14 protein-coding genes are annotated in these 20,595 nt (G+C 74.1%); 3 read left to right on the top strand and 11 right to left on the bottom strand.

The window, feature by feature from the left end; translation table 11 throughout:
- On the bottom strand, positions 1 to 233 hold a 233-nt coding region (locus ACFV2J_RS40855), incomplete at its 3' end, for a carboxyl transferase domain-containing protein (protein WP_385097795.1).
- A 33-nt stretch (positions 234 to 266) separates the two neighbouring features.
- Positions 267 to 380: a hypothetical protein gene (locus ACFV2J_RS40850; RefSeq protein WP_385443558.1), complete on the bottom strand. Its 114-nt coding sequence runs from the start codon at positions 378 to 380 to the stop codon at positions 267 to 269.
- 1,071 nt (positions 381 to 1,451) lie between these two features.
- Between ACFV2J_RS40850 and ACFV2J_RS40845 the strand changes: the two genes are divergently transcribed.
- A complete protein-coding gene (locus ACFV2J_RS40845; RefSeq protein WP_168525349.1) occupies positions 1,452 to 2,273 on the top strand; it encodes an AfsR/SARP family transcriptional regulator in 822 nt (273 codons plus the stop codon).
- A 715-nt stretch (positions 2,274 to 2,988) separates the two neighbouring features.
- Here the strand turns inward: ACFV2J_RS40845 and ACFV2J_RS40840 are convergent.
- From ACFV2J_RS40840 to ACFV2J_RS40810, 7 genes are all read right to left on the bottom strand, one after another.
- Complete coding sequence (locus ACFV2J_RS40840) at positions 2,989 to 5,211, bottom strand: condensation domain-containing protein (RefSeq protein WP_385089385.1); 2,223 nt, start codon at positions 5,209 to 5,211, stop codon at positions 2,989 to 2,991.
- Between the two features lie 399 nt (positions 5,212 to 5,610).
- Positions 5,611 to 6,678, bottom strand: coding sequence for a 4'-phosphopantetheinyl transferase family protein (locus ACFV2J_RS40835; protein ID WP_385089383.1), 1,068 nt, complete (start codon positions 6,676 to 6,678; stop codon positions 5,611 to 5,613).
- On the bottom strand, positions 6,675 to 8,291 hold the full coding sequence (locus ACFV2J_RS40830) for a hypothetical protein (protein ID WP_385443550.1): 1,617 nt from the start codon (positions 8,289 to 8,291) through the stop codon (positions 6,675 to 6,677). Before ACFV2J_RS40830 ends, ACFV2J_RS40835 begins: the two co-directional genes overlap by 4 nt.
- Before the next feature lie 22 nt (positions 8,292 to 8,313).
- A complete protein-coding gene (locus tag ACFV2J_RS40825; RefSeq protein WP_385089377.1) occupies positions 8,314 to 9,291 on the bottom strand; it encodes an SRPBCC family protein in 978 nt (325 codons plus the stop codon).
- Between the two features lie 558 nt (positions 9,292 to 9,849).
- Positions 9,850 to 10,722 (bottom strand): BTAD domain-containing putative transcriptional regulator, encoded by an 873-nt coding sequence (locus tag ACFV2J_RS40820; protein WP_385443547.1) that lies wholly within the window; start codon positions 10,720 to 10,722, stop codon positions 9,850 to 9,852.
- An 892-nt stretch (positions 10,723 to 11,614) separates the two neighbouring features.
- On the bottom strand, positions 11,615 to 12,334 hold the full coding sequence (locus tag ACFV2J_RS40815; RefSeq protein ID WP_385089371.1) for a TetR family transcriptional regulator: 720 nt from the start codon (positions 12,332 to 12,334) through the stop codon (positions 11,615 to 11,617).
- Positions 12,335 to 13,009: 675 nt separating this feature from the next.
- Complete coding sequence (locus tag ACFV2J_RS40810) at positions 13,010 to 13,696, bottom strand: ScbR family autoregulator-binding transcription factor (RefSeq protein WP_381240001.1); 687 nt, start codon at positions 13,694 to 13,696, stop codon at positions 13,010 to 13,012.
- Between the two features lie 1,154 nt (positions 13,697 to 14,850).
- On the opposite strand from ACFV2J_RS40810, the gene ACFV2J_RS40805 reads away from it, so the two are divergent.
- Positions 14,851 to 15,288: a hypothetical protein gene (locus ACFV2J_RS40805; RefSeq protein WP_385443544.1), complete on the top strand. Its 438-nt coding sequence runs from the start codon at positions 14,851 to 14,853 to the stop codon at positions 15,286 to 15,288.
- 223 nt (positions 15,289 to 15,511) lie between these two features.
- Here the strand turns inward: ACFV2J_RS40805 and ACFV2J_RS40800 are convergent, their stop codons facing one another.
- Complete coding sequence (locus tag ACFV2J_RS40800; RefSeq protein ID WP_385443555.1) at positions 15,512 to 16,684, bottom strand: IS30 family transposase; 1,173 nt, start codon at positions 16,682 to 16,684, stop codon at positions 15,512 to 15,514.
- A 513-nt stretch (positions 16,685 to 17,197) separates the two neighbouring features.
- Positions 17,198 to 18,499, bottom strand: a complete 1,302-nt coding sequence (locus ACFV2J_RS40795) for a cytochrome P450 (protein WP_385443542.1) — start codon at positions 18,497 to 18,499, stop codon at positions 17,198 to 17,200.
- Positions 18,500 to 19,709: 1,210 nt separating this feature from the next.
- Between ACFV2J_RS40795 and ACFV2J_RS40790 the strand changes: the two genes are divergently transcribed.
- Positions 19,710 to 20,595 (top strand): ScbA/BarX family gamma-butyrolactone biosynthesis protein (locus tag ACFV2J_RS40790; protein WP_385443539.1); only part of this gene is annotated, 886 nt, incomplete at its 3' end.

Genomic DNA, 20,595 nt, shown 5'->3' with positions numbered 1-20,595 from the left:
AGGCCGAACCCGGTCGCCCGGTGCCGGCGCAGCTGCTCGACCTCCTGGAAGGACCCGGGGTCGAGGAGCAGCTCGATGCGCTCCCGGGCGGTCAGTTTGCCCTTGGCGTGCTGGGCGGCGGTCGCCTTCTCGCTGGGGCCCAGCCGGGCCGCCTCACGGATCGCGTGCAGTTCCGCCACGCGTCCGCGGATGTCGGTCGGCCCCGGCTCGACGGGGGCGGGGGCAGTGGTCATTGCCATGTCAGGTCCCTTTCTGGGCGAGGTCCGTCACTGCCGGCCGCGCGGGCCGCGGCAGGCCCGGGGCCCCCTCCACCGGCGGGAGCCGTCGACCGGCCTGCCCCGGCGGGCGGGTGCGCGGCCCGCGCCGAGCGCGGGCAGCACCACGGTGAGTGCGGCCAGTTCCTCATTCGCCGTCCCCTCCGCGTTCCACGCGCGGGACGGGCTCGTACCGGTCCGTCGTGCCCATACCTCCTCCCTCCTCCTTACAGCCTTGGGGACACCATCGGTCACCGCGCTCAAGAACCGCTCTCACTGCGCTCGAAGAGCGCTCCACGCCGCCGCCCCCGGCCGCAGGGCGGCCAGGCACGCAGCGCCGGGGACGGTACGGGAGGGACGCCGGGGCCATACAGCGGTGCGGTGCGCCCGTAGGGGAGGAAGAGGCCGGGGCGCGGCCGGGGCGCGCCTGCGGGTCCCGGGCAGCGGGAGTTGAGGGGACGGGAGACGGGGGCCCGGCGGCGGGGTGACAGGAGATGAAGCAACAGGAGCCGGAGGAAGGAGAGTTGGCGCAACAGGAGCCGGAATGGCGGAAGTTGTGTCAACACGGCTGGAGGTGACGGGAGTCGGCGTGGCGGGAGGCCGATCGGAGTGAGTGGGGGCGGCGGGGACGGGCGGAGGTGGCGGGAGGGCGGGGCGGCGGGAGGGCGGGGCGGCGGGAGGGCGGGGGCGGCGGGAGGCGGCTCGGAGTGAGTGGGCACCGCCCGGATGAACTGGAGCGGGGTGGAGTGGACTGCGGTGGGGTCGGGGGAAACGCTTCGGCCAGTTGCCGTGCGGGCACGGAGGGCGGGAGGTGCCCGGCGCGGCGGCCGGGAGGGCGGGCGCGGGGCGTGCGGCCCGGTGCGCGGCCGATGCCGGGCGGGGCGGGGGCGTGATGTCTTGACGCCGCCCGCGGCGGTCATTACGGATGCCGCCGGCAGCGGCGCGGGCGCACGGAAATGGACGACGGTAACCGTCTGGAGTGCGGTGACGGCGGAATCAGGAGTTCGATTCGAGCCGTAATGCAAGCGTCCTCCAGCACCCCGGACACCGTGCCTGGCACCGGACTTGGAAGTCCGCTCGAGAACGGCTCCAGGAAATCGCTGGGGAGGGACGGCCGCGGCTAGCGTGAGCGGCGGCGCGGATTTCTGGCCACAAAAGGAACGGGACAAGGAGCTCGACGACATACGGAGGAGACCGGTGAGGATTCAGGTTCTGGGTCCGTTGAGTGCCGAGGTCAACGGGGGATCCATCGTTCCGAGCGCGGGCAAGCCGCGGCAGATCCTGTCGCTGCTGGCGTTGTATCCCGGACGGGTGATGCCCGTCCCGACCCTCATGGAGGAGATCTGGGCGACGCAGCCCCCGCAGAGCGCACTGACGACCCTGCAGACCTACATCCTGCAACTGCGCCGGCGGCTGGGCACCGCGATGGGGCCCGGCGCTCCGGGCGGCGCCAAGGAGGTACTGGCCACCCGGCACGGCGGCTATCTGCTGCAGATCCCGCCCGACAGCGTCGACGTGCACCAGTACGACCGTCTGACGCGGGAGGGACAGACCGCGTTCGAGAGCGGTGACGACGAGGTCTCCGCCGCCCGCTTCCGCGAGGCCCTGGGACTGTGGGAAGGCCCCGCCCTGGTCGACGTACGCCTGGGACCGGTCCTGGAGATCGAGGTGGTACGGCTGGAGGAGAGCCGGCTGGTCACCGTGGAACGGCGCATCGACGCCGACCTGCGGCTGGGCCGGCACGCCGAACTCATCGCCGAACTCATCGAACTGACTGCCCGTCACCCGCAGCACGAGGGGCTGCACTCGCAGGCCATGGTGGCGCTCTACCGCTCCGGCCGGCAGGCCTCCGCCCTGGAGGTCTACCGCAGGCTGCGGGTCCGGCTGATCGAGGACCTGGGCGTGGAACCCTCCCCCCAGCTGCAGCGGCTGCACCAGGCCGTCCTGACCGTCGACCCCCAGCTGGACGTACTGGCCGGACCGCGCCACAGCTCCACCTACGACCTGTTCACGGCCTGAACCCGAGCCCGAGCCCGGGAGCAGGAGCCGGAGCAGGAAGAGCCGGAGAGGCGCGGGGCGGGGGCGGGGGCGGGAGGCCCGGCCCGCCGCCGGACAGCCCTCCGGCCCCCGCAGGCCCGGCCGGTGACGACACGACAGGACACCGGACCGGGCCCCGGCCACCCCGTCCCCTCCCCCCGCCCTGCCCCGCCTGCCACCCGGCACCGGGCGGGCACGGGACGCAGCGCGCAGGGGCAGGAGGCAGGGGGGCCGACTGTCTTCCGGCCCGGCTGTCTTCCGCCCTCGCCCTCGCCCAGGCCCAGGCCCGGGCCTGGGCGAGGGCGGTCTGTGTGTCCGGGTGCGGTGCCGTCGCGGGACGCGATGCGCTCCCCGCCTCTTCCGCTTCCCGACGGCGGACCCCTCGCAGCGGCGGCGGCACATAGACGGCAGAGGTGGTCCGCCCGCCCCCGTGGTGTCCCCGCGGTGTAGCGGCAGTGCCGCGCAGCGGTGACCGCCGCGACACCACCGGCCGCCGTCCCCACCCCGCGCAACCCGACCCCACCCCACCCCCGCGCCGCGCTGCGGTCGGGCCGGGGTCGGGGTCGGGCGTGAACACAGCGCGGCCGTCCCCTCGTTCGCCGCTCCTGCGCCCCTTCTTCTCTTCCTTCCCTTCTCCGCCGCCCCCCTGCTTTTTGGGTCCCGTTGCCGGTCTCGCGGGCAGCGGGGCGGGGCGGTTTCAGGGGGGCGGGGTGAGGACGGAGCAGACGCCGCGGGCAAGGGCGGACGCGCTGGCCGCGGCGTCGCCGATACCGGTCATGACCACGGCCGGAGCCGGGCCGGTGGCATACGGCAGATGGTGGGCGAGTTCGTAGGCCGCCCGGGCGCCGGGCCCGCACCCGCACAGCACCAGCCGCCGGCCCGGTCCCCGGGCCTGGTGCAGTACGGCCTGCGGCGCGCCGGGAGCACCGTCGGCGTGCACGGCCACGATCCTCTCCGGGCCGCGGTGGCCGCGGGCGAACAGGTCGTAACTGCCCCCGGGCACACCGGGGACGACGACCAGGCAGATCACGTCCGCGTGGGGGTGCCCGGGGCGCAGCACGCTCAGCGCGGGACGCGGCGGAGGCGGGGCGGGACGCGCCATGCGCGGGACGGCCGCGCGGGCGAGCACCTCCAGCAGCTGTCCGGCGGTGGCCGCGGCATCCCGGTATCCGGGCAGCGCGCGCAGCAGGCGCACGCACTGGGCGTGCAGGGCGGCGGCATCCTCGTCGGCCAGGCGGGCCCGGTCGTGGACGGCGCTGAGGGCCAGAGCGCCCTCGGTGTCGTGGCGGGCGGTGAGGGTCAGGGGCCGGGCGGGCGCGCCGGCCGCGGTGCGCGGGCTCTGCACGTCGATGCCCTGGGCGGCGAGTTCACCGCGCAGCGCGGACGGCAGCGGGAGCGGGCCCTCGAACCGCACCAGGGTGTCGGCGCAGGGATCGGTGAACGCGTCGCTCACCACGCCGGACGCGGACGGGGAGGGGGGCCTGCCGGTCCACGCGCGGATCGACTCGGTGCCGGCCCACGGATAGGCGGCCACGTCCAGGAGCGTGTCCCGGACCTGGTGCAGCAGGCCGGTCAGGGGCGCGTCGGGGTCGACGGTCACGGTCATCGGCAGCGGGCCGTCCAGCGGGCCGGGGATGCCCGCGGCGCCCGGCAGGGCGATGTCCCGGCCCGACAGCTGCACCCCGAAACTCACCGGCAGCGGGCCCCGCACGTCCGCCGCCCGGTACAGCAGCAGCGCCCACACCAGGTGCAGGGCACTGCTCTCCGCCGCGCCGCGCAGGGCCGCCCAGGAACGCAGCCGGAAGGTCGGGGCGGCCTGCAGCCGGGTGTGCAGGAGCCCGGGCCCGTGCTGCCCGGTCGACCCGCCCGGCCGGCCCGGGCGGGTCGCGGCGTGCCGCGGCGGCGCGGCCCGCGCCCAGAACTGCCGTGCGGCGTCGGTGTTCTGGCCGGCCAGCCAGCGGGCATGGTCGCGCAGGTCGGGGCGGCGTTCCCCGCCGGGCAGCACACCGCCCGCGGCATAGGCGCGGTAGAACTCCCGCAGCAGCAGGTGCACGCCCCGCTCGTCCAGCAGCGCCGGGTGGTAGGTCAGCAGCACCCGCGGAGGCGGGGCCGGGGTGGTGGCCTGCGCCGACGGCCCCCGCAGCAGGGTCAGGCGCAGCAGGCCCGGCCGGTGCAGCGCGAAACCCCGCGCCCGGTCACGCCGCAGGAGCTGCGCCCAGGTGACGGCGGTACGGGAGTGGACGGCGATGTCGGCATCGGCGCGGGCGTGCAGCACCAGACGGGGCGCGGCGACCCAGTCGAAACAGGCCCGCAGCACCGACTCCCGGTCCACGACCGACTGCCAGGCCGCCGCGAACCGGGCCACGTCCAGCGGCCCGGACCAGTCCCAGTACAACTGCTCCAGATGACCGCCCCCGCCACCCCCGCCTCCATCCCCGCCGCCTCCGCTTTCATCCCCGCCGTCCGCAGCGCCGGTGTTGGCGGCGGCGGCCTCGTCCACGGCGCCGGTGCCGGTGCCGTCCATCAGGTGCGTGTGGCTGGTGCTGTCGGCGGGGCTGGTGCCGGCGTCGGGGGCGAGGGCCGCGCGCAGCAGGGTCTGCTGGTGTCCGGTGACCGGGAGGACCTCACCGCCCGGCGGGGGCGGGGCCAGTACGTCGGCCAGCAGTTCCGCGGGCAGCGGGACGGGACCCGCCATGGCGGCGGGCGGGGTCAGGCGCAGGGTGTGGCGGCCGGGCCGGTGACTGTCCAGCGCGACGCCGAAGGCACGGTGGCGCTGCGCGAGGCGGGCGGCGACGCTCTCGGCGTCCGCCGGGCCCAGCGGGCCGCACAGTTCCAGCACCAGCGGACCCTCCTGCGGGGGCGTGCCCGGCTCGTGGACCACGGTGAGAACGGCGCCCTGCGGCGCGTACCGGCTGCTCATCCGCCCTCCCGGGAACCAGCGACCACCCCACCCGCGGCACACCGGCCGGCCGGCTCCCCGCTCCCCCTACCGCGCCGCCCCCGCCACCCGCACCACCCGCACCACCCGGACCGGACCGGTACGGTCACCGGCCCCGGCAGGAACGGCGGAAGCGGCAGGAACTCCTGGGCGGGCCGGGCGGGTTGAGCAGGCCGGACGGCCCGGGTGGGCCGGGCGGGCCGTGGGGACATGCGGGGTCGTGGGGGCATGCGGGGTCGTGGTGCCCGGCCCGTGTCCGGCCGGGCGGCGGCGAAAGCTGCCGCCCGGCCTGCCGCCGGCAGCGGCACAGGGCCGCGCGGGGGCGGGCGGGGCGGTGCGTGGTGGGGTGGCTGCACGGTGGTTCACGACGCCCGCCTCTCGTCATGTCGGCTGTGCGCCGGAGCTGCCCGGCAGCTGCCAGCCTAGCGTCGCCGCAGGTGGGAGGCCTGTTTCCTCGAGCGGGTGTGGAGCGGGCCGCGAAGCGCTCTCGACCGGGCGCAGCGGACGGTGGGCGGCGCTGAGCAGATAGCGGCCGTGGACGAGGTGGCTGGCGAGGATCCAGCGCGGCGCGCCGGCCGGCTCGTCGGACAGGACCGTACGGCCCTGGCCGTCCCGGCTGAAGCCGAACGCGGCGAAACGGCGCCGCATGCCGTGCCCGAGCGCCTTGGTGTAGGCCTCCTTGAGCGTCCACAGGTGCAGCAGCCGTGCCGTGCGCTCGTCCTCGGGCAGCGCGGCGAGTTCGGCGGCCTCGGCGGGGGTGCACACATAGGGGTGCAGGAGGTCGAAGGACGGCCGGCGGGAAAGGGGTTCGGCGTCCACCCCGATCGGCCCGGTGCGCGAGACGGCGACCACGATCAGCTCGTCGGTGTGGGCCAGGCTCACCTCGGTGCCGGCCAGGCCGCGCAGATGGGGACGGCCGCCGGGCCGGTAGGCGAGGTCGAGGGCGTCCGCGGAAAGGTCCAGGGCGGCGGCCGCGGTGTGTTTGAGGACCATCCGCGAGGCGGCGAACCGCAGCCGGCCGGCCGGTGCGGCCGTCTGCCGGTAGCGCGGCCAGTCACGGCCGAGCAGGCCCCGCAGTCCCGGGTCCAGCAGCGCGGCCGCCAGCCACTGCCCCCACGTGGTGTGCACCAGGACGTGACCGCGGCCGGCGAGCTGGTCGTGGACCTCCTCCCAGGGACCCTCGGGACCGGCCACGTGCAGCGGCGGCCCGAGCAGCCCCCCGTCCCCCGTCCCCGGGCCGCCCGCCGCCGCACCCGGCAGACCCGGCAGACCCGGCAGACCCATCTCGTCCGGCAGACCCGGCACGCCCAACAGGCCCGGCAGACCCAACAGGCCCGGCAGGCCTGGGGCGGGCGTGTCCGGGGCGGGGCCGTCCGGGCCGTCCGGGTGGGGCGGGTGCGGGCGTGCGTCGCCGGTGCCGGCCGGGGCGGGCGGGCGGTGCCGGTTCACCACAGCACCCGGGTGGCGTAGATGTCGCAGTCCACACCGTGGCGGACCCGGTCGGCGAGCTCCGCCCAGACCCGTTCGCGCGGGTCGGCGGCCGGGGCGGGACCGGGCAGCGGCACCCCCAGCCGTTCGGTGATGCCCGACAGCGCCAGCAGCGCCCACTGCGGGCCGCCCAGGAACAGACCGCGCCCGTCGTCGGCGGCCTCCTGGACCCCGAGCACGGCGGCAGCCAGCCACAGCAGCGCCTGACGGTCCGCCAACGCCCGTACGGCCGGCCCCTCCACACCCTCCAGACCGTCCAGACCGTCCTGGCCCGCCGTGCGGCACGCGCGGCGCAGCACGCGCCGCTCGCTCAGCAGCCGCCGGGCCGCGCCGGCCAGCGCGGCACGGTCCGCATCACCGCCGGCCGGACGGGCGGCGGCCCGCAACAGCCCCGACAGCACCACACCGTCCCCGCCGCCCTCCCCGTAACCGTCCCGCTCCCGCTCCCGCTCCTGCTCCCGCTCCCCCTCCTGCTCCTGCTCCTGCTCCTGCTGGTGCTGGTGCTGGTGTTGGTGCGTGCCGGGAGTCGCGGCGGCGGTGCGGCCGAAGCCGGGGCCGAGATCGCGGCCGGGGCCGGGGTGGGGGTGGGGGTCGGCGAGGTGAAACAGGGCGGGCAGCGCGGCGGGGTGCGGGGGGCGGGGGTTTTCGGAGAGTGCCGGCAGAGCCTGTACGAGGTGGGTCTGCCAGGATCCGGCGGCTGCCGCGTCCACGCCGGCGGCGGGAAGGTCGCCGGCCAGTTTCGCCAGCATGCGGCCCTCGGGGCCGGCGGGCCCGTGGCCGCATTCGGCCAGGACCAGTTCGAGCTGGGCCAGTACGTCGGCCACCACCGTCGGCACCACGTAGCCGGCGACCGCGGGCAGCAGCGCGCCGGGCCGCGCGGGGCGGGCCGGGCGGCGCAGTGCCACGCTGGTCAGGCTCTCGCAGGCCAGCAGGTCGGCGAAGGCGGTGGCGAGCACGGGCCGCCACTGCCGCAGGGCCGGCTCGCTGCCGCAGCGGCCGGCCACGATCCGCGCGGCCTGGCGCAGCACGGTGCCGGTGGCGGCCAGCAGCGCCGCCGGGCCCAGCAGCGCGGCGGGCACCGGGCAGGGACCTTGCGCCGCGGCCGCGGCGCAGGCGTGTCCCAGGGCCACGTCCCGGCGCAGGACCGGCCGCAGGGCACGGACCAGCTGGTCGGCGGCCCGTATCCGGCCAAGGCCCGCCGCCGCCAGGAGCCCGGCCCACCCCTCCCCCGCACCGCCACCCGCACCCCCCGCGACCGCGGCAGGAGCAGCGGCGGCAGCGGTGGTGGTGCGGGGGCCGGTGCGGGTGGTGAGGGCGGGCAGGCCGTAGGGGTTGGCGGCATCCCGGGGGTCGCCGAGCAGGGCCTCCAGGCGCAGCGCGGCCAGGGCCACCTCCAGGGGCGGCGGCAGGGCGGCATACCGGTGCGCGACGCCCCGGCGGGCCCCGGACACCACCACACCACCACCGCCACCACCGCTGCTGCTACTGCTGCTGCCGTGGCCGCCGGAGCGGGCGGGCCCGGCGGGCGGGACGGCGGCGGGGACGGGGCGGGGGGCGGGACGGGTGACGGCCATGGACGGCCTCCTGTTCATCTGTTCATCGCAGACGGCGGACGGTGCTCTCCGCATGCCACTTGGCCAGGCCCAGTGCCTGCCGGTCGGCCCGGGACAGCCAGCCGTGCACATACCGGCGGGCCTCCAGGAGGCTGGTGGTCTCGCCGAGTTCCCCGGCGACGGCGTCCTGCCGGAGCATCACCCGGTGCGCGGCGACGACCGTCACCCCCGAGGCGTCCGGCAGCAGGGACCACTCACCGCTGTGGGCGGCGAGCAGGCGGGGCGTGCGCGTCTCCTTGTAGACGATCCGCCCGGCGTGCGGGAAACACAGCCGGACCGCCTGGGTGGTGACGCTCCCCGCGCCCTCCGCGGCGCAGGTGTCCACCACCGCCACCTGGATGCCCGGCGCGTCCTCGCGCACACGCGTCCCCTCGACGTGCGGCAGCCGCTCCTGCCAGCCCTCGATCCGGTAGAGGAAGTCGTAGACCAGCTCGGCGGGGCCCTCGACACGGATCCGGTCCTCGAACGACAGCAGCAGTTCGTCGAGTTCCTCCCACTGCCCGGCCGCCGCGCGGACCTCACCGAGCCGGCGCCGTACGTCGGCGGCCGCGTCCCCGCGCAGACGGCTGTCGTCCGCGGCGAGCAGCACGGGCAGCACCCGTTCCTGACGCAGGCTCAGCACGCACCGTGTCTCACCCGCCGGGCGCACCGTCCACACCCCCGAGGTCACCATGCCGGGACGGGCCTGGTCCTCCTGCTCGAAGACGACACTGCGGTCCTGGGGGCGCAGCACCCGCCGGGTGTGCCAGGAACGGACGTGGCCGCCCGGGGCACCGGCCTCGTCGGCCACCTCCCACACGAGCAGCCGTTCCTGTGTCCCGTCGAAGTCCAGCCGCTCGACGTGCACATGAGAGGGCAGGAACACCGGCCAGCGCACGGCATCGGCCAGCAGCCCGTAGACCACACCGGCCGGAGCGGCCACCTCCACGGCGTCCTCGCCGGCGTGCACGCGCGACGACATCCTGCCCCTCCTCCCGCGGATGCCCCCACCCTGCCCCGCCCCACTCGAGCCCGCCTCGCGCCCGCCCCGACTCCCCCACTCCCGTACTCCCCCGCTCCCGGCCGGGCCGCACGCCCCGCCCCGCCCCGCCCGGAACCCGAACCGTCCCGGCCGCCCGCACGGTCCGCACAGAGGGCACGACGGGCACGCGGAGGGGACCGACGGGCACGACCGGGACACCACCGGGATCGGCCGGGATTTGCCGGGATCGGCGGAGAGTGGCTTCACGCGGTCCGGCCCGGGTTCCCCTTTTCATACGGCGCCGCCCGGGCCGGCCGGCGCGGTTCGGCACGCCGGGCGGCCCGGTCCCTGCCCCTCGGCGCCAGGGACCGGGCGGGGAGGAACCGCAGGCCGGGGCCGGGGAGTTGGAGACCGGCCCCAAAGGCCGGGGCCGGAGCCGGGGCCGGGAGCCGGAGGCCAGGGAAGTCGGAGGCCGGAGGCTGCAGAACGAGGACCAGGACGGGAACGGCGTCGGCGTCAGGGGGCGGGGAGGGTGTGGGGTGGGGTGGGGTGGGGTGGTCAGCCGACCGGGGCGGCGAGCCGTCCGCCGGCGGCGGGACCCGTACCGGGGCCAGCGGTCCCGGCGGTCGCGGCGGTCGTGGCTGTCGCGGCGGGTGAGCCGTCCGGCCGGGCCATCAGGATGGAACGCTGCAGCTTGCCCAGCGCCGCCGACGGCTCCAGGCCCAGACCGCGTACCAGGGTGGCCCGCAGCCGCTGGTAGGCGTCCAGCGCCTCGCCCCGCCGCCCGGAGCGGTACAGGGCCAGCATGTACTGCCCGCACAGGCTCTCGTGGGTGGGATACCGGCTGACCAGCACGGTCAGCTCGGCGAGCAGTTCACGGTGGCGGCCCAGCCGCAGATCGGCCTCGATGCGCTGGTCCAGCGCGCACAGCCGGCTCTCCTCCAGCCGTTTGACCTGGGTGGCCAGGTGCAAACCGGCCTGCACGTCGGCCAGCGGCGGCCCGCTCCACAGCGCGAGCGCCGCCCGCAGGTGCCGGGCCGCCTCGGGGAAGTCCGCCCCGTCCATCGCCCGGTAGCCCAGCCCGGCCAGCCGCTCGAACTCCCGCACGTCACTGCTGCCCTCACCGCTCTTGAGGAGATACCCGCCCGGCACCGTCAGCAGCACGTCCTTCGCACTGCGGTGCCCGCCCGGATCCCTCTCCAGCGCCGCGGTGATCAGCTCACGCAGCTGCAGGATGTACGTCTGCAGAGTGGGCCGCGCACTGCGCGGCGGCTGCCCGCCCCACAGTTCCTCGCTCAGCATCCCCACCGGCACCATCTGATCGGCATGCAGGACCAGCAGCGCCAGCACCTGCCGCGGCTTGGGAGCGGTCGGGGTGATCGAGATGCCCTTCTCCCGCACATCAAGTGTGCCGAGTATGTCGGTGTCCACGCCGTCTCCCCTGTCCGTCCGCTGCCATCTGCCAGAGCCCGGGGGCCACGCACCAGCCACCGCGTCCCCGTCACCCCGCCGCAAAACCGGCCCGGCCCGCAACCGCCGGCCGACCGGCCGCCGTCTGCGTCCCGCCACCGGCCAACCCGCCTCCGAAACCCGCCGGGCCTCACCCCGCCAGACCATCAAAACCACCGGTCTGCCGAACCTGCCGGACCAGTCCCGCCGGTCTCCAGGCGGGACCGGTCTCCAGGCCTACCGTCCTGCCTGCCGGTCCGACTGTCCTGCCGGTCCGACTGTTCTGCCGGTCCGTCAGAAGACCCCGCCGTAACGGGACTTGCCGGCCGGGCGGCGGCCCGGCTGCCGTCACGCTTCCCCGGCACACCCGAGTAAAAAACAGCATGGACGGTATGTCAATCTCAAACCGGTCGTCGTGTTTTCTCTCCGCCGGCACTCGAGACCCCCTCCAGGGAACCCGACTTTTGCCGCACAACCCCCGGCCAGGCGGAACACCGGACCCCGCGGGACCACTCCCCGCAGGACTTGACTTCCTCATTGCCGGACCATGCGGTCTGTTTACCCGGGCGTGGGCGCACCCCCCGTACCGGACGGAGCCGGATCCCGCCCCGGGGACAGAACCGGCCCACCGCCGGGCAGAAGACGGTCCACCCCCGGACGACAGAAGGCGGCCTCCTCCCCGGGAACAGAAGGCGGCCTCCCGCCGGGACAGGGCGGGTTGGACTCCTGCCGGGAGGCGGGACCGGCCTCCTCCCGGAACGACAGAAGGCGGTCTCCCCGCAGGGGCGGGGCGGGCCGGTCCCTGCCGGAGAGCGGGGCCGGCGGTCTCCCACCGAGGGCGGAACCGGTCTCCCGCCGGGGCGGGACCGACCTCCTATCGGGGGGCGGGGCCGGTCTCGGCGGCGGGTATGCCCGGCCGCGCGGGGCGCCGGGGCGGGGGCGCGGCGAGGCCGGGCAGCAGCAGGGCCCAGAACTGTTCCACCAGGTGGGGGGAGAGGTGGAAGCGGTGGCGCAGGGCGAGGCCGGCCAGCCCGAGGGTGGCGGCGACCACGGCCACCGCGGCCGTCTCCGGGGAGACCCCCTCGGCCAGCTCGCCCGCGCCGTGGGCCTCGCGCAGCAGCGCGTGCACCCACTCGCTCCACCACCGGCCCGGCCCCTCACCGCTCTTGCGCGAGGGATCACCGCCCAGCCCGAACCCGGCCCGCAGCACCGGGTCGGCCGACAGCGCCAGCACCAGGTCACGGCTGACATCCACCAGCAACTGCAGCGCCGCACCCTCCGCACCCGCCCCGCCCGGGCCACCGGGGCCACCGCGGCCACCGGGCGGCCTGCCCGGCGGCGTGTCCGGCGGCGTGTCCGGCGGCGTGTCCTGCCGCGCGGCCAGCCGCTGCAGGGAGACGGTCGCCGCCGCCTCCACCTCACGGGCCAGCAGATCCTTGCTCGGGAAATGGAAATGCAGCGCCCCGGTACTCACCCCGGCCCGCCGGCTGATCGCAGGCAGCGAGGCGAGGGCGTACCCGTCATCGGCGAACACCTCGGCCGCCGCCCGGACCAGGGCCTGGCGCGTACGTGCCGCCCGAACCTGCTTGACCATCCCGCCTCCTCCCGGGCCCGCACCGGCCGCCGCCACGGCGGACACCCCCGGGCACTCCGAGACCACACCCTACCAAACCGCACGCGCGGTATGTTTCATGGGAAGGTGTGTCCCCCAACCCCTGCCCGCACTCTTCCCGCCGGACGGGCAGACCCGCCCGCCACCAGCCCCGCCACCCCGTCCCGCGCCACCGGACCGGCCCGCACACACCACACCCGCCCGGCCGTCGGAAGACGACCCGCACACAACAAAACCGTCCCCCGCACACCGCACGGACGGACACCCTCACCCACCCCGCACGCGAACGGCTCCGCGACACGGACCGCTGGGTCCGTACGCACCGGCCCGCACACGGCAGTTGGCACCACCACCGCCGGAACGACACGGACAGACCACGCGGGACGGACCGGATGCCGCAGCGCCGCCACACTTCGCGGCACCACTCGACGCCCGCTCGCACCCGCCCGGAGCCCCACCCCCACAGCCCCGCCGGCCGCCACCACCGCGCTCCGCACATCGGCACATCGGCAGATCTGCACTTCCGCGCTTCCGCCGGCCGGCGGATCCGCACGACCGACGCGACCGACGCGACCGACGCGTCTGCAGGTGAGGCGGATCCGCGCGGCCGACGAGTCTGCGGGTGGGGTGGGTCCGCGCGTGCGGGCGGGTGCGGGGTCAGGCGGGAGCGGCGACCTCGTCCAGGTCCCCCAGCTCTCCCGCCTCGGCGGCCAGCCGCTCGCCCTCGGCGGCGACCTCGGCGGCCCGGGCCGGGTCGGTGACCAGCTTGCCGAGCACCGCGGGCACCGCGATGCTCGGCAGCAGATGCTCGAACAGCGCGGAGACGCGGCGCTCCAGGTCCTCCCGGCCCGCCAGCGTGTGGGAGTAGACCTGCACACCCGTCCACGCGGCCGAGAACACCCACGCACTCTCCGCCGGGTCCACATGCGGCAGCAGTTCACCCTGCTCCCGCGCCTCGCGCAGCACCTTCTCCGTCGCATCCAGCCAGGTCGTGATCGTCCAGGTGCCGAAGATGGCCCCCATCTCCTGGCCCAGCGAAAGTCTCGCCGAGGCACTGACCACCGGGTTACGGCGCATCCGGTACGCCAGCGACAGCCCCATGTCCACCAGTTCCTGCAGCTTGCTCGCCCGGGGCGCCAGCGTGAACCCCGAGAACTGCTCCGCCAGCACCCCCTCCGCCAGCGCCTGCTTCGAGGGGAAATGGAAGTACAGGGCCCCCTTGGTCACACCCGCCCGGGTCAGCACCTCACCGATCGTGGCGGCCTCATACCCGCGCTCGTCGAAAACCGACGCCGCCGCATTCAAAATCGCCCGCCGGGTGCGAATCGCACGCTCCTGCCGCACCACGAACCCTCCAGTGGTCGTTCCTCACTCCATCGCAAGATGTTCTCCTTGCAACCACTCCAAACCAAACCAGGTAGTCCGTATTTTCACAAGGGCAGCGCTCCCGCCATCACCCCACCCCGGCTCAAAACCCCGCCTCCGCCCACCCCCTCACCACCCCGCCCGGCCCGCCCCCTCACCGGGACGGACAACGCTTCCACCCCCCTCCCGCCACCCCCCGCACCCACCCAACCGGAAGTCCGGATTCAACCGGTCCCCACCCCCGAACCACCACACCCGCACACCCCACCGCACAACAACCCCCACCCCGAACCCGCCAACACGACAGGCCGGCCCCCGCACACCCGAGCCCGTGACACCACCACACGAAGACCCGGCCGGCACCACACCCACCCCGACACAGCCCACCCACCGCCACCCGCCCGCCCGCGCTGCCGGGGGGGGACGGTGACACGAAAAAGGGCCCCCGGCACACACCACCAAAGACACCGGGCCCCGCGTCCCCCGCACAGAGACCGCCCGGCCCGGAACCCTGCCCAGGCCGTGCCCGCCAGAACGCCACCGCCAGGCGGCGCACAGCGACACCCACAGCGCCGAACCCTCCCCGGCGCAGCGCCCGCCCCCTGCCAGGCCGCCACAGGACACCGCAACCGCCGACCCCGGCTCACACAGCAGACGAACCCCGGCAACCCCCGGACCGGCCCCACCGCGTCAGAACCGAAACACACTCCCCCAGCCCGCCCCACCCGCCCCACCCGCCCCCACCAGCACGCCGGCCCGCCGGAGAACCCACCGGCACGAAAACCCCCAGCCCACCGGCCCGTTCAGCCGACAACCAGCAACCAGCACCGGCGACCAGGCACGGTAACCGGTCCGGATCAACCCCGAGCAGCCACCGACCGGAGACTTCGCCAACCACGGACCGGACAACACCCCACTCAACCCGCACCACCCGCGGCGACGGCCGGCCGCAGACGGATGCGGCCGGTCGGCAAAAAGCCGCACGACAGCGTGGAGTTGAGCGCTGCCGGCACCCGCTGTCAACGCTTCGCGAGATGTGGCCCTCTGGCTGTCTCCGAAAATTGGCCCCCTCGGGTTGTGTGATGCCCCGGTGCTGGCCGGCAGTCGTCAGTGGTGGATGCCAGAATCCGTCTGTGCCAGACGCCGACTACTTCTCCGCCGCCGATGACGCGACCGCTGTCGCCGTGATCGAGGCCGGCGGCCCGACACGTGCCGGGCTGGACGTGATCTTCCTCAAGGACGTCGATCCGGTCGTCGCCATCGCCCACCTCGAAGCGATCATGACGAGCTGCAGCCATGAGGAGGCCGGCAAACGGCCCCGCGTCGGACAGCTGCTGTCGTCCGCAGAGGTCGACAGCCCGTTCGTGCTGACCGTGTCGGACACCCTGTGCGACGTCCTGGCCTCCACCACCGAGGACGGCGTCGTGGCCGCAGCCGAGGCCTGGTCTTCGGCCGGTGGGGTCCGTGGACTTGATGCCGCGACGGCAACGGTGATCGTGGAGGCACTCGTCGGCCTGGCCAAGCGTGCTCGCGCCGCAGACCTGCGGCTGTACTGCTGGTGGACGCTGTGACAGGTCACTCCCGCCCGGCCCGGTCCTTCGCCAACAGCCCGCAGCCCGCATCGCGTTGCGGACCACCACCAGCCGACACGCGATCTCCTTGACGGCCATCCCCTGCGCCCTATGAAGCCGGCGCATCTCTGTCCAGCCCTCCACCTTCAGCACCCTCCAAGAGCCAGGAGGGGGTCAAGACTCCCGGACGGCGGATTCGCGTGATCGTCGCAACGTTGCAGGCTCATGGTGTCAGGGCAGCAGCGAAGGCGGAGGCCGGGGTCTGCCAACTCAGAGTCTTGCGGGGTCGGTTATTGAGTCTGGACTCGATCTCGCGAAGGTGGTCCTGGGTGGTCTGAGACAGGTCTGTACGCTTGGGCAGGTACTGCCGGATCAGTCCGTTCGTATTCTCATTGGTGCCGCGCTGCCAGGGGCTGCCGGGGCGGGCGAAGAAGACTCCGTCGGTGAAGTGCGGCGCGAGCTCCTTGTGGCGGGCCATCTCGGATCCCTGATCCCAGGTGAGGGTCCGGCGGGCCTGCTCGGGCAGTGCGGTGAACGCCGCGATGAGAGCGTCGCGGAGCAGGTCTGCGGAGTGCCCGTCAGGGAGGGCGATCAGACGGAGATAGCGGGTGCGGCGGTCGACCAGCGTCGCCACCGCGGACCGGCTGTGAGACCCGACGATCAGGTCTCCTTCCCAGTCACCCAGTCGGGTCCGCAGCTCGACGACGGACGGCCGGCGATCGATAAGGACGGCCGGAGCCACGAACCTCGCAGCACGCTTGTCAGACCGGCGGCGCTTCTTCCGAAGAGGCCGGCCGGTGCGGAGTTTCCTGGTCAGCGTCCTGCTCAGGCCACCTCTGGCGCCCTGGTAGAGAGCCCGGTAGATCGTCTCGTGGCACAGATGTCGCTCCGGACGATCAGGCCAGAGCGCGCGCAGATGGGCCGCGATCTGCTCGGGACTCCACTCCAGGGCGAGCTTGGCCTGGACCTCGGCTTTCAGCTCCGGGTCCGCGGCGAGCTTGACGCGGCGTGGCCGTCCGTTACGTTCGAGGGAGCGATGGTGGGCCAGGTCGGCATCGTAGACGCCGTTGTCATGCGGCAGGCTGTTTCGGCGCAGTTCGCGGCTGACTGTCGACGGCGATCGCTGAAGACGCACGGCTATCTCCCGGACACCCAGGCCGCGTTCGTGCAGGGTGGCAATCCGCTTGCGTTCCAGTAGCGACAGATAGCGGCCGGAGCGAGAAGCCTCCGGCAGCGACCGCGGAGGCAGTCCACCGCTCTCGGCCCGCCATCGGTAGCCGGTCTTCCGCCCGATGCCCAGTTCCTTGCACGCTTCGACCGTGCCCACCCCGGACTCCAGCAGACGCCAGTACTCAGCTTCGAGTTCCAGCCTGCGCTTCCTGCCCCGCCTCGCCATCAACACGCCCCTAATGATCAAGGAATGTTGCGACAAGTGTTAGAACCCAAGGACTGCCCGGGGGTCAGTTTCCACGAAGCGCCGACACCCGCAGCGGATCAACCGGCCACCACAGCCGGCCCAGCGCACGCGCCAGGACAACGCACGACGAGACAAGACGAAGCAAGACAAGCCGAGAGCTGGCACAGCCAGCACCCCCGCACCACCCGGCACACAACAGCCCGCCACCCAGGACCACCAGACACACCCTCACCCGGCCCGCAGCCCCGACGACCACACCCCGCCACACCCCAGAACAACGCCCACCCCAACCCACCAGGCCCACCAAGCCTGATGAGGCCGCCCGGCCCGATGGGCCAGTGACGCCTGCCAGGCAAGTGAGGCCTGCCGGACCGGTGAGGCCTAGTGGACCGGTGGGGTCTGGCGAGCCGTTGGAGCCTGGTGAACCGGTGAGCCGGTGGGGTCTGGTGGGTCCGGCGCCGGGACGGGCGGAGCCGGGACGGCCCGGCAGGCTCACACGGCCGCAGCGGCCGCCGGCCCCGGCACCACGGGCAGCACCCGCGGCCCGTTCGAGATGAACGACTCCGTACGCGGCAACTCCCCCGGCCCGAACGCCGCCCGCATCCGCGGGAACCGCCCGAACAGCGCCCGCAGCGCGATCTCCGCCTCCAGCCGCGCCAGCGGCGCCCCCAGGCAGTAATGCACCCCATGACCGAACGACAGATGCTCACGCCGCGTCGCCCGCGTCACATCGAACACATCCGCATCCGCCCCGTGCACCCCCGGATCCCGCCCCGCCGCCGCGAACGACATCACCAGCGCATCCCCCCGCTCGATCACCGTCTCCCCCACCCGCACGTCCTCCACCGCATACCGCAAGATCGCATTCGCCCCCGGCGCCTCCACCCGCACCGCCTCCTCCACCACATCCCCCCACGACGCCCGCCCCGACCGCACCAACTCCAGCTGGCCCACATCCCCCAGCAACAACGCCACCGCATTGCCCAGCAGGTTCACCGTCGGCTCACACCCCGCGCTCAACAACATGATCAAGTTGTCGACCAGCTCCTTCTCACTCAACCCCCCACCCCCCGAAACCTTCCGCGCGCCCGAAGCTCCCCGCGCGTCCGGGGTGTCCGCACCCTCCGCGCCCCCGCCGCCCGCATCACCCGCCGCGATCAGCGCACTCGTCAGGTCCTCACCCGGACACCGCCGCTTGAACGCGACCAGCTCCCCCATCGTCGAATACAGCGCCCGGTAATTACGCTGCGCCTCCTGCGACGACACCGCCGTGTCGAAAAACCCGTCGATGATCTCCCGCAACGGCCCCCGGAACTCCTCCGGAATCCCGAACAACTCCAGCATCACCCGGCCCGGCAACGGCAGCGCGAACAACTCCCGCACATCCACCACCCCACCCCCACCCCGCCCCGCCGCCTCCTGCACCCCATCCAGCAGACCCGACGCGATCTCCTCCACCCGCGGCGCCAGCAACGCCACCCGCCGCGCCGTGAACGCCGACGCCATCAACCCCCGCAACCGCCGATGCTCCGCCCCGTACGACGTCACCAAATTCTGCACCGACACCCACACCGCGAGCGGCCAGCTCCCCGACACCTCCCCCCGCCGCCACGCAGGCCAATGCCGATACGCATCCTTCGACACCCGCCCATCCGCCAGCAAACCCCGCATCACCCCCGCATCCGTCACCACCCACGCCCCCACCCCACCCGGCAACACCACCCGCGACACCACACCCCGCCCCCGCAACACAGCCGCCTCCCCCTGCACATCCCGCCCCAACACATCCAACACAAACGGACACCCACCACCCCCACCCGCCGCGCCCCCGGCCACGCCAACCCCAGCCGGCCCACCCACGGCCGGCCCGCCCCCGGCCGGCCCGGCAGTGCCCAGCCCGGCCAGACCACCCGCAGCCGCCTCACCCCCCACCAGCCCAGCAACAGCCGCCCCGCTCCCAGCCGCACCACCCGCAGCCGCCCCGCTCCCGGCGGCCGCCCCGCTCACCACCGGCTCACTCCCGTCCAGCCCGTCCAGCTCACCGCGAACCTGCTCACGCCCATCCAGCCGACGCACCATCAGACCCTCCCCGCAGACAGCGAAAACACCGGAAAAACCACAACGACACGAACCAACACAGCAATACGAACAAGCACCAACAACCCAAAACCATCACAAAACGCCACACCACAGAACAGCACCACCACCCCCACCCGACACCCCCCCCACCCGACACCGGGCACCGGGCACCCGGCACCACCACCAGCACCGCACCGCCCGACACCACCAGAACACCGGGACCGCACCACGAGAGCCGCACCACGAGAGCGCCCCCCAACGGACACCGCACCACGAGGAGCCCCCTTCCGAGGACACCGCACCACGAGAGCACCGCACCACCCGGGACCAGCACCACGAGACCACCCACACCCCGACACCCCGCCCCTCACCAGGAACGACGCACCACACACCCCCCGCACCCCCGCACAGCCACCCCCCGGACCGCCGCCCCCACCCCCTCAACCACCAGCACCGGACCATCACCCGCCGCCCGGCCCGCCACCCCCACCACCGGCCCGCCCTACCCGCACCCGTACTCGCGGCACCGGCACCTGCACCTGTGCGGGCGCCGGCCGGCGCCCGCACAGAACAGCACCAAAACAGCACCCAAACCAAACCGCTCAGCCGGTTTCACCATAGCCCCCGAACCCGCCCCCCGCGAGGGACCCCACCCCCAGCACCCCCGCCGCACCCGAGCCTCGCACAGCACCCCGCACCCACGGAAGACACCACCAGAACGGAATACAACCCCCCGTTTACCCGGAAAGATCCCCCACCCCGGCCGGCCCGCACCCCCACCCCCGCACCCCGCCCGCCGGCGCCCCACACCCGACCACCGCCCGCGAAATTCCCCGCCCGCCCTTGAAAAGAAAACCGGTAGGTTCGTATCTTATGACCCTGCACGGTCGATCCCAGCCCATCCAACGGCGCAACGGAGACACCCATGACCCTGCTCACCGTCCACCAGGACAACCACCCCACCCCCCAGCCCACCCCACCCCCCCACCCCGCACCCACCACCCCCATGCCCCGCCTCACCACCACCGTCCCCCGCGAATACGTCCACCGCTCAAGCCTCGCCGAGGTCTTCCTCACCGGCAGCGAAAAAACCGGCGACAACCACTACACCCTCACCGCCCAATGGCCCCGCGCCCACACCTTCTACACCACCCCCCACGGCACCCACCACGACCCCCTCCAAGCCGCAGAAACCATCCGCCAAACCGGCCTCTACCTCGCCCACGCCGAACTCGGCGTCCCCCTCGACCACCACTTCCTCATGTGGAACATCCACCTCACCACCCACCCCCAACACCTCCACATCGGCCCCACCCCCACCGACCTCACCCTCACCGCCACCTGCACCACCCTCCGCTACAAAGGCAAACGCCTCGCCGACTTCACCATGCACATCAACATCACCCGCAACGGCCACACCACCGCCACCGGCGGCGGCCAATTCACCTGCCTCACCCCCACCACCTACCAACGCCTCCGCCAACCCCACACCAACCACCCCACCCCCCAACCCACCCCACCCCCCACACCCCCCACCGACCCCACCCCCTACGGACGCCACCTCCCCCTCGACCTCGTCCTCACCCCCACCACCACCCCCCACACCTGGCAACTCACCCCCAACCCCCACCACCCCATCCTCTTCGACCACACCACCGACCACATCCCCGGCATGGTCCTCCTCGAAGCCGCCCGCCAAGCCACCCACACCCACACCCACCCCACCCCCACCCACCTCACCACCCTCCACGCCACCTTCCACCGCTACACCGAACACCACACCCCCACCTACATCACCACCCACACCAACC

It is taken from the genome of Streptomyces sp. NPDC059668 (assembly GCF_042734135.1).
GTDB lineage: Bacteria > Actinomycetota > Actinomycetes > Streptomycetales > Streptomycetaceae > Streptomyces.
Note: the sequence above shows the minus strand (reverse complement) of the source record. Positions and strands in the feature narration are given on the sequence as shown.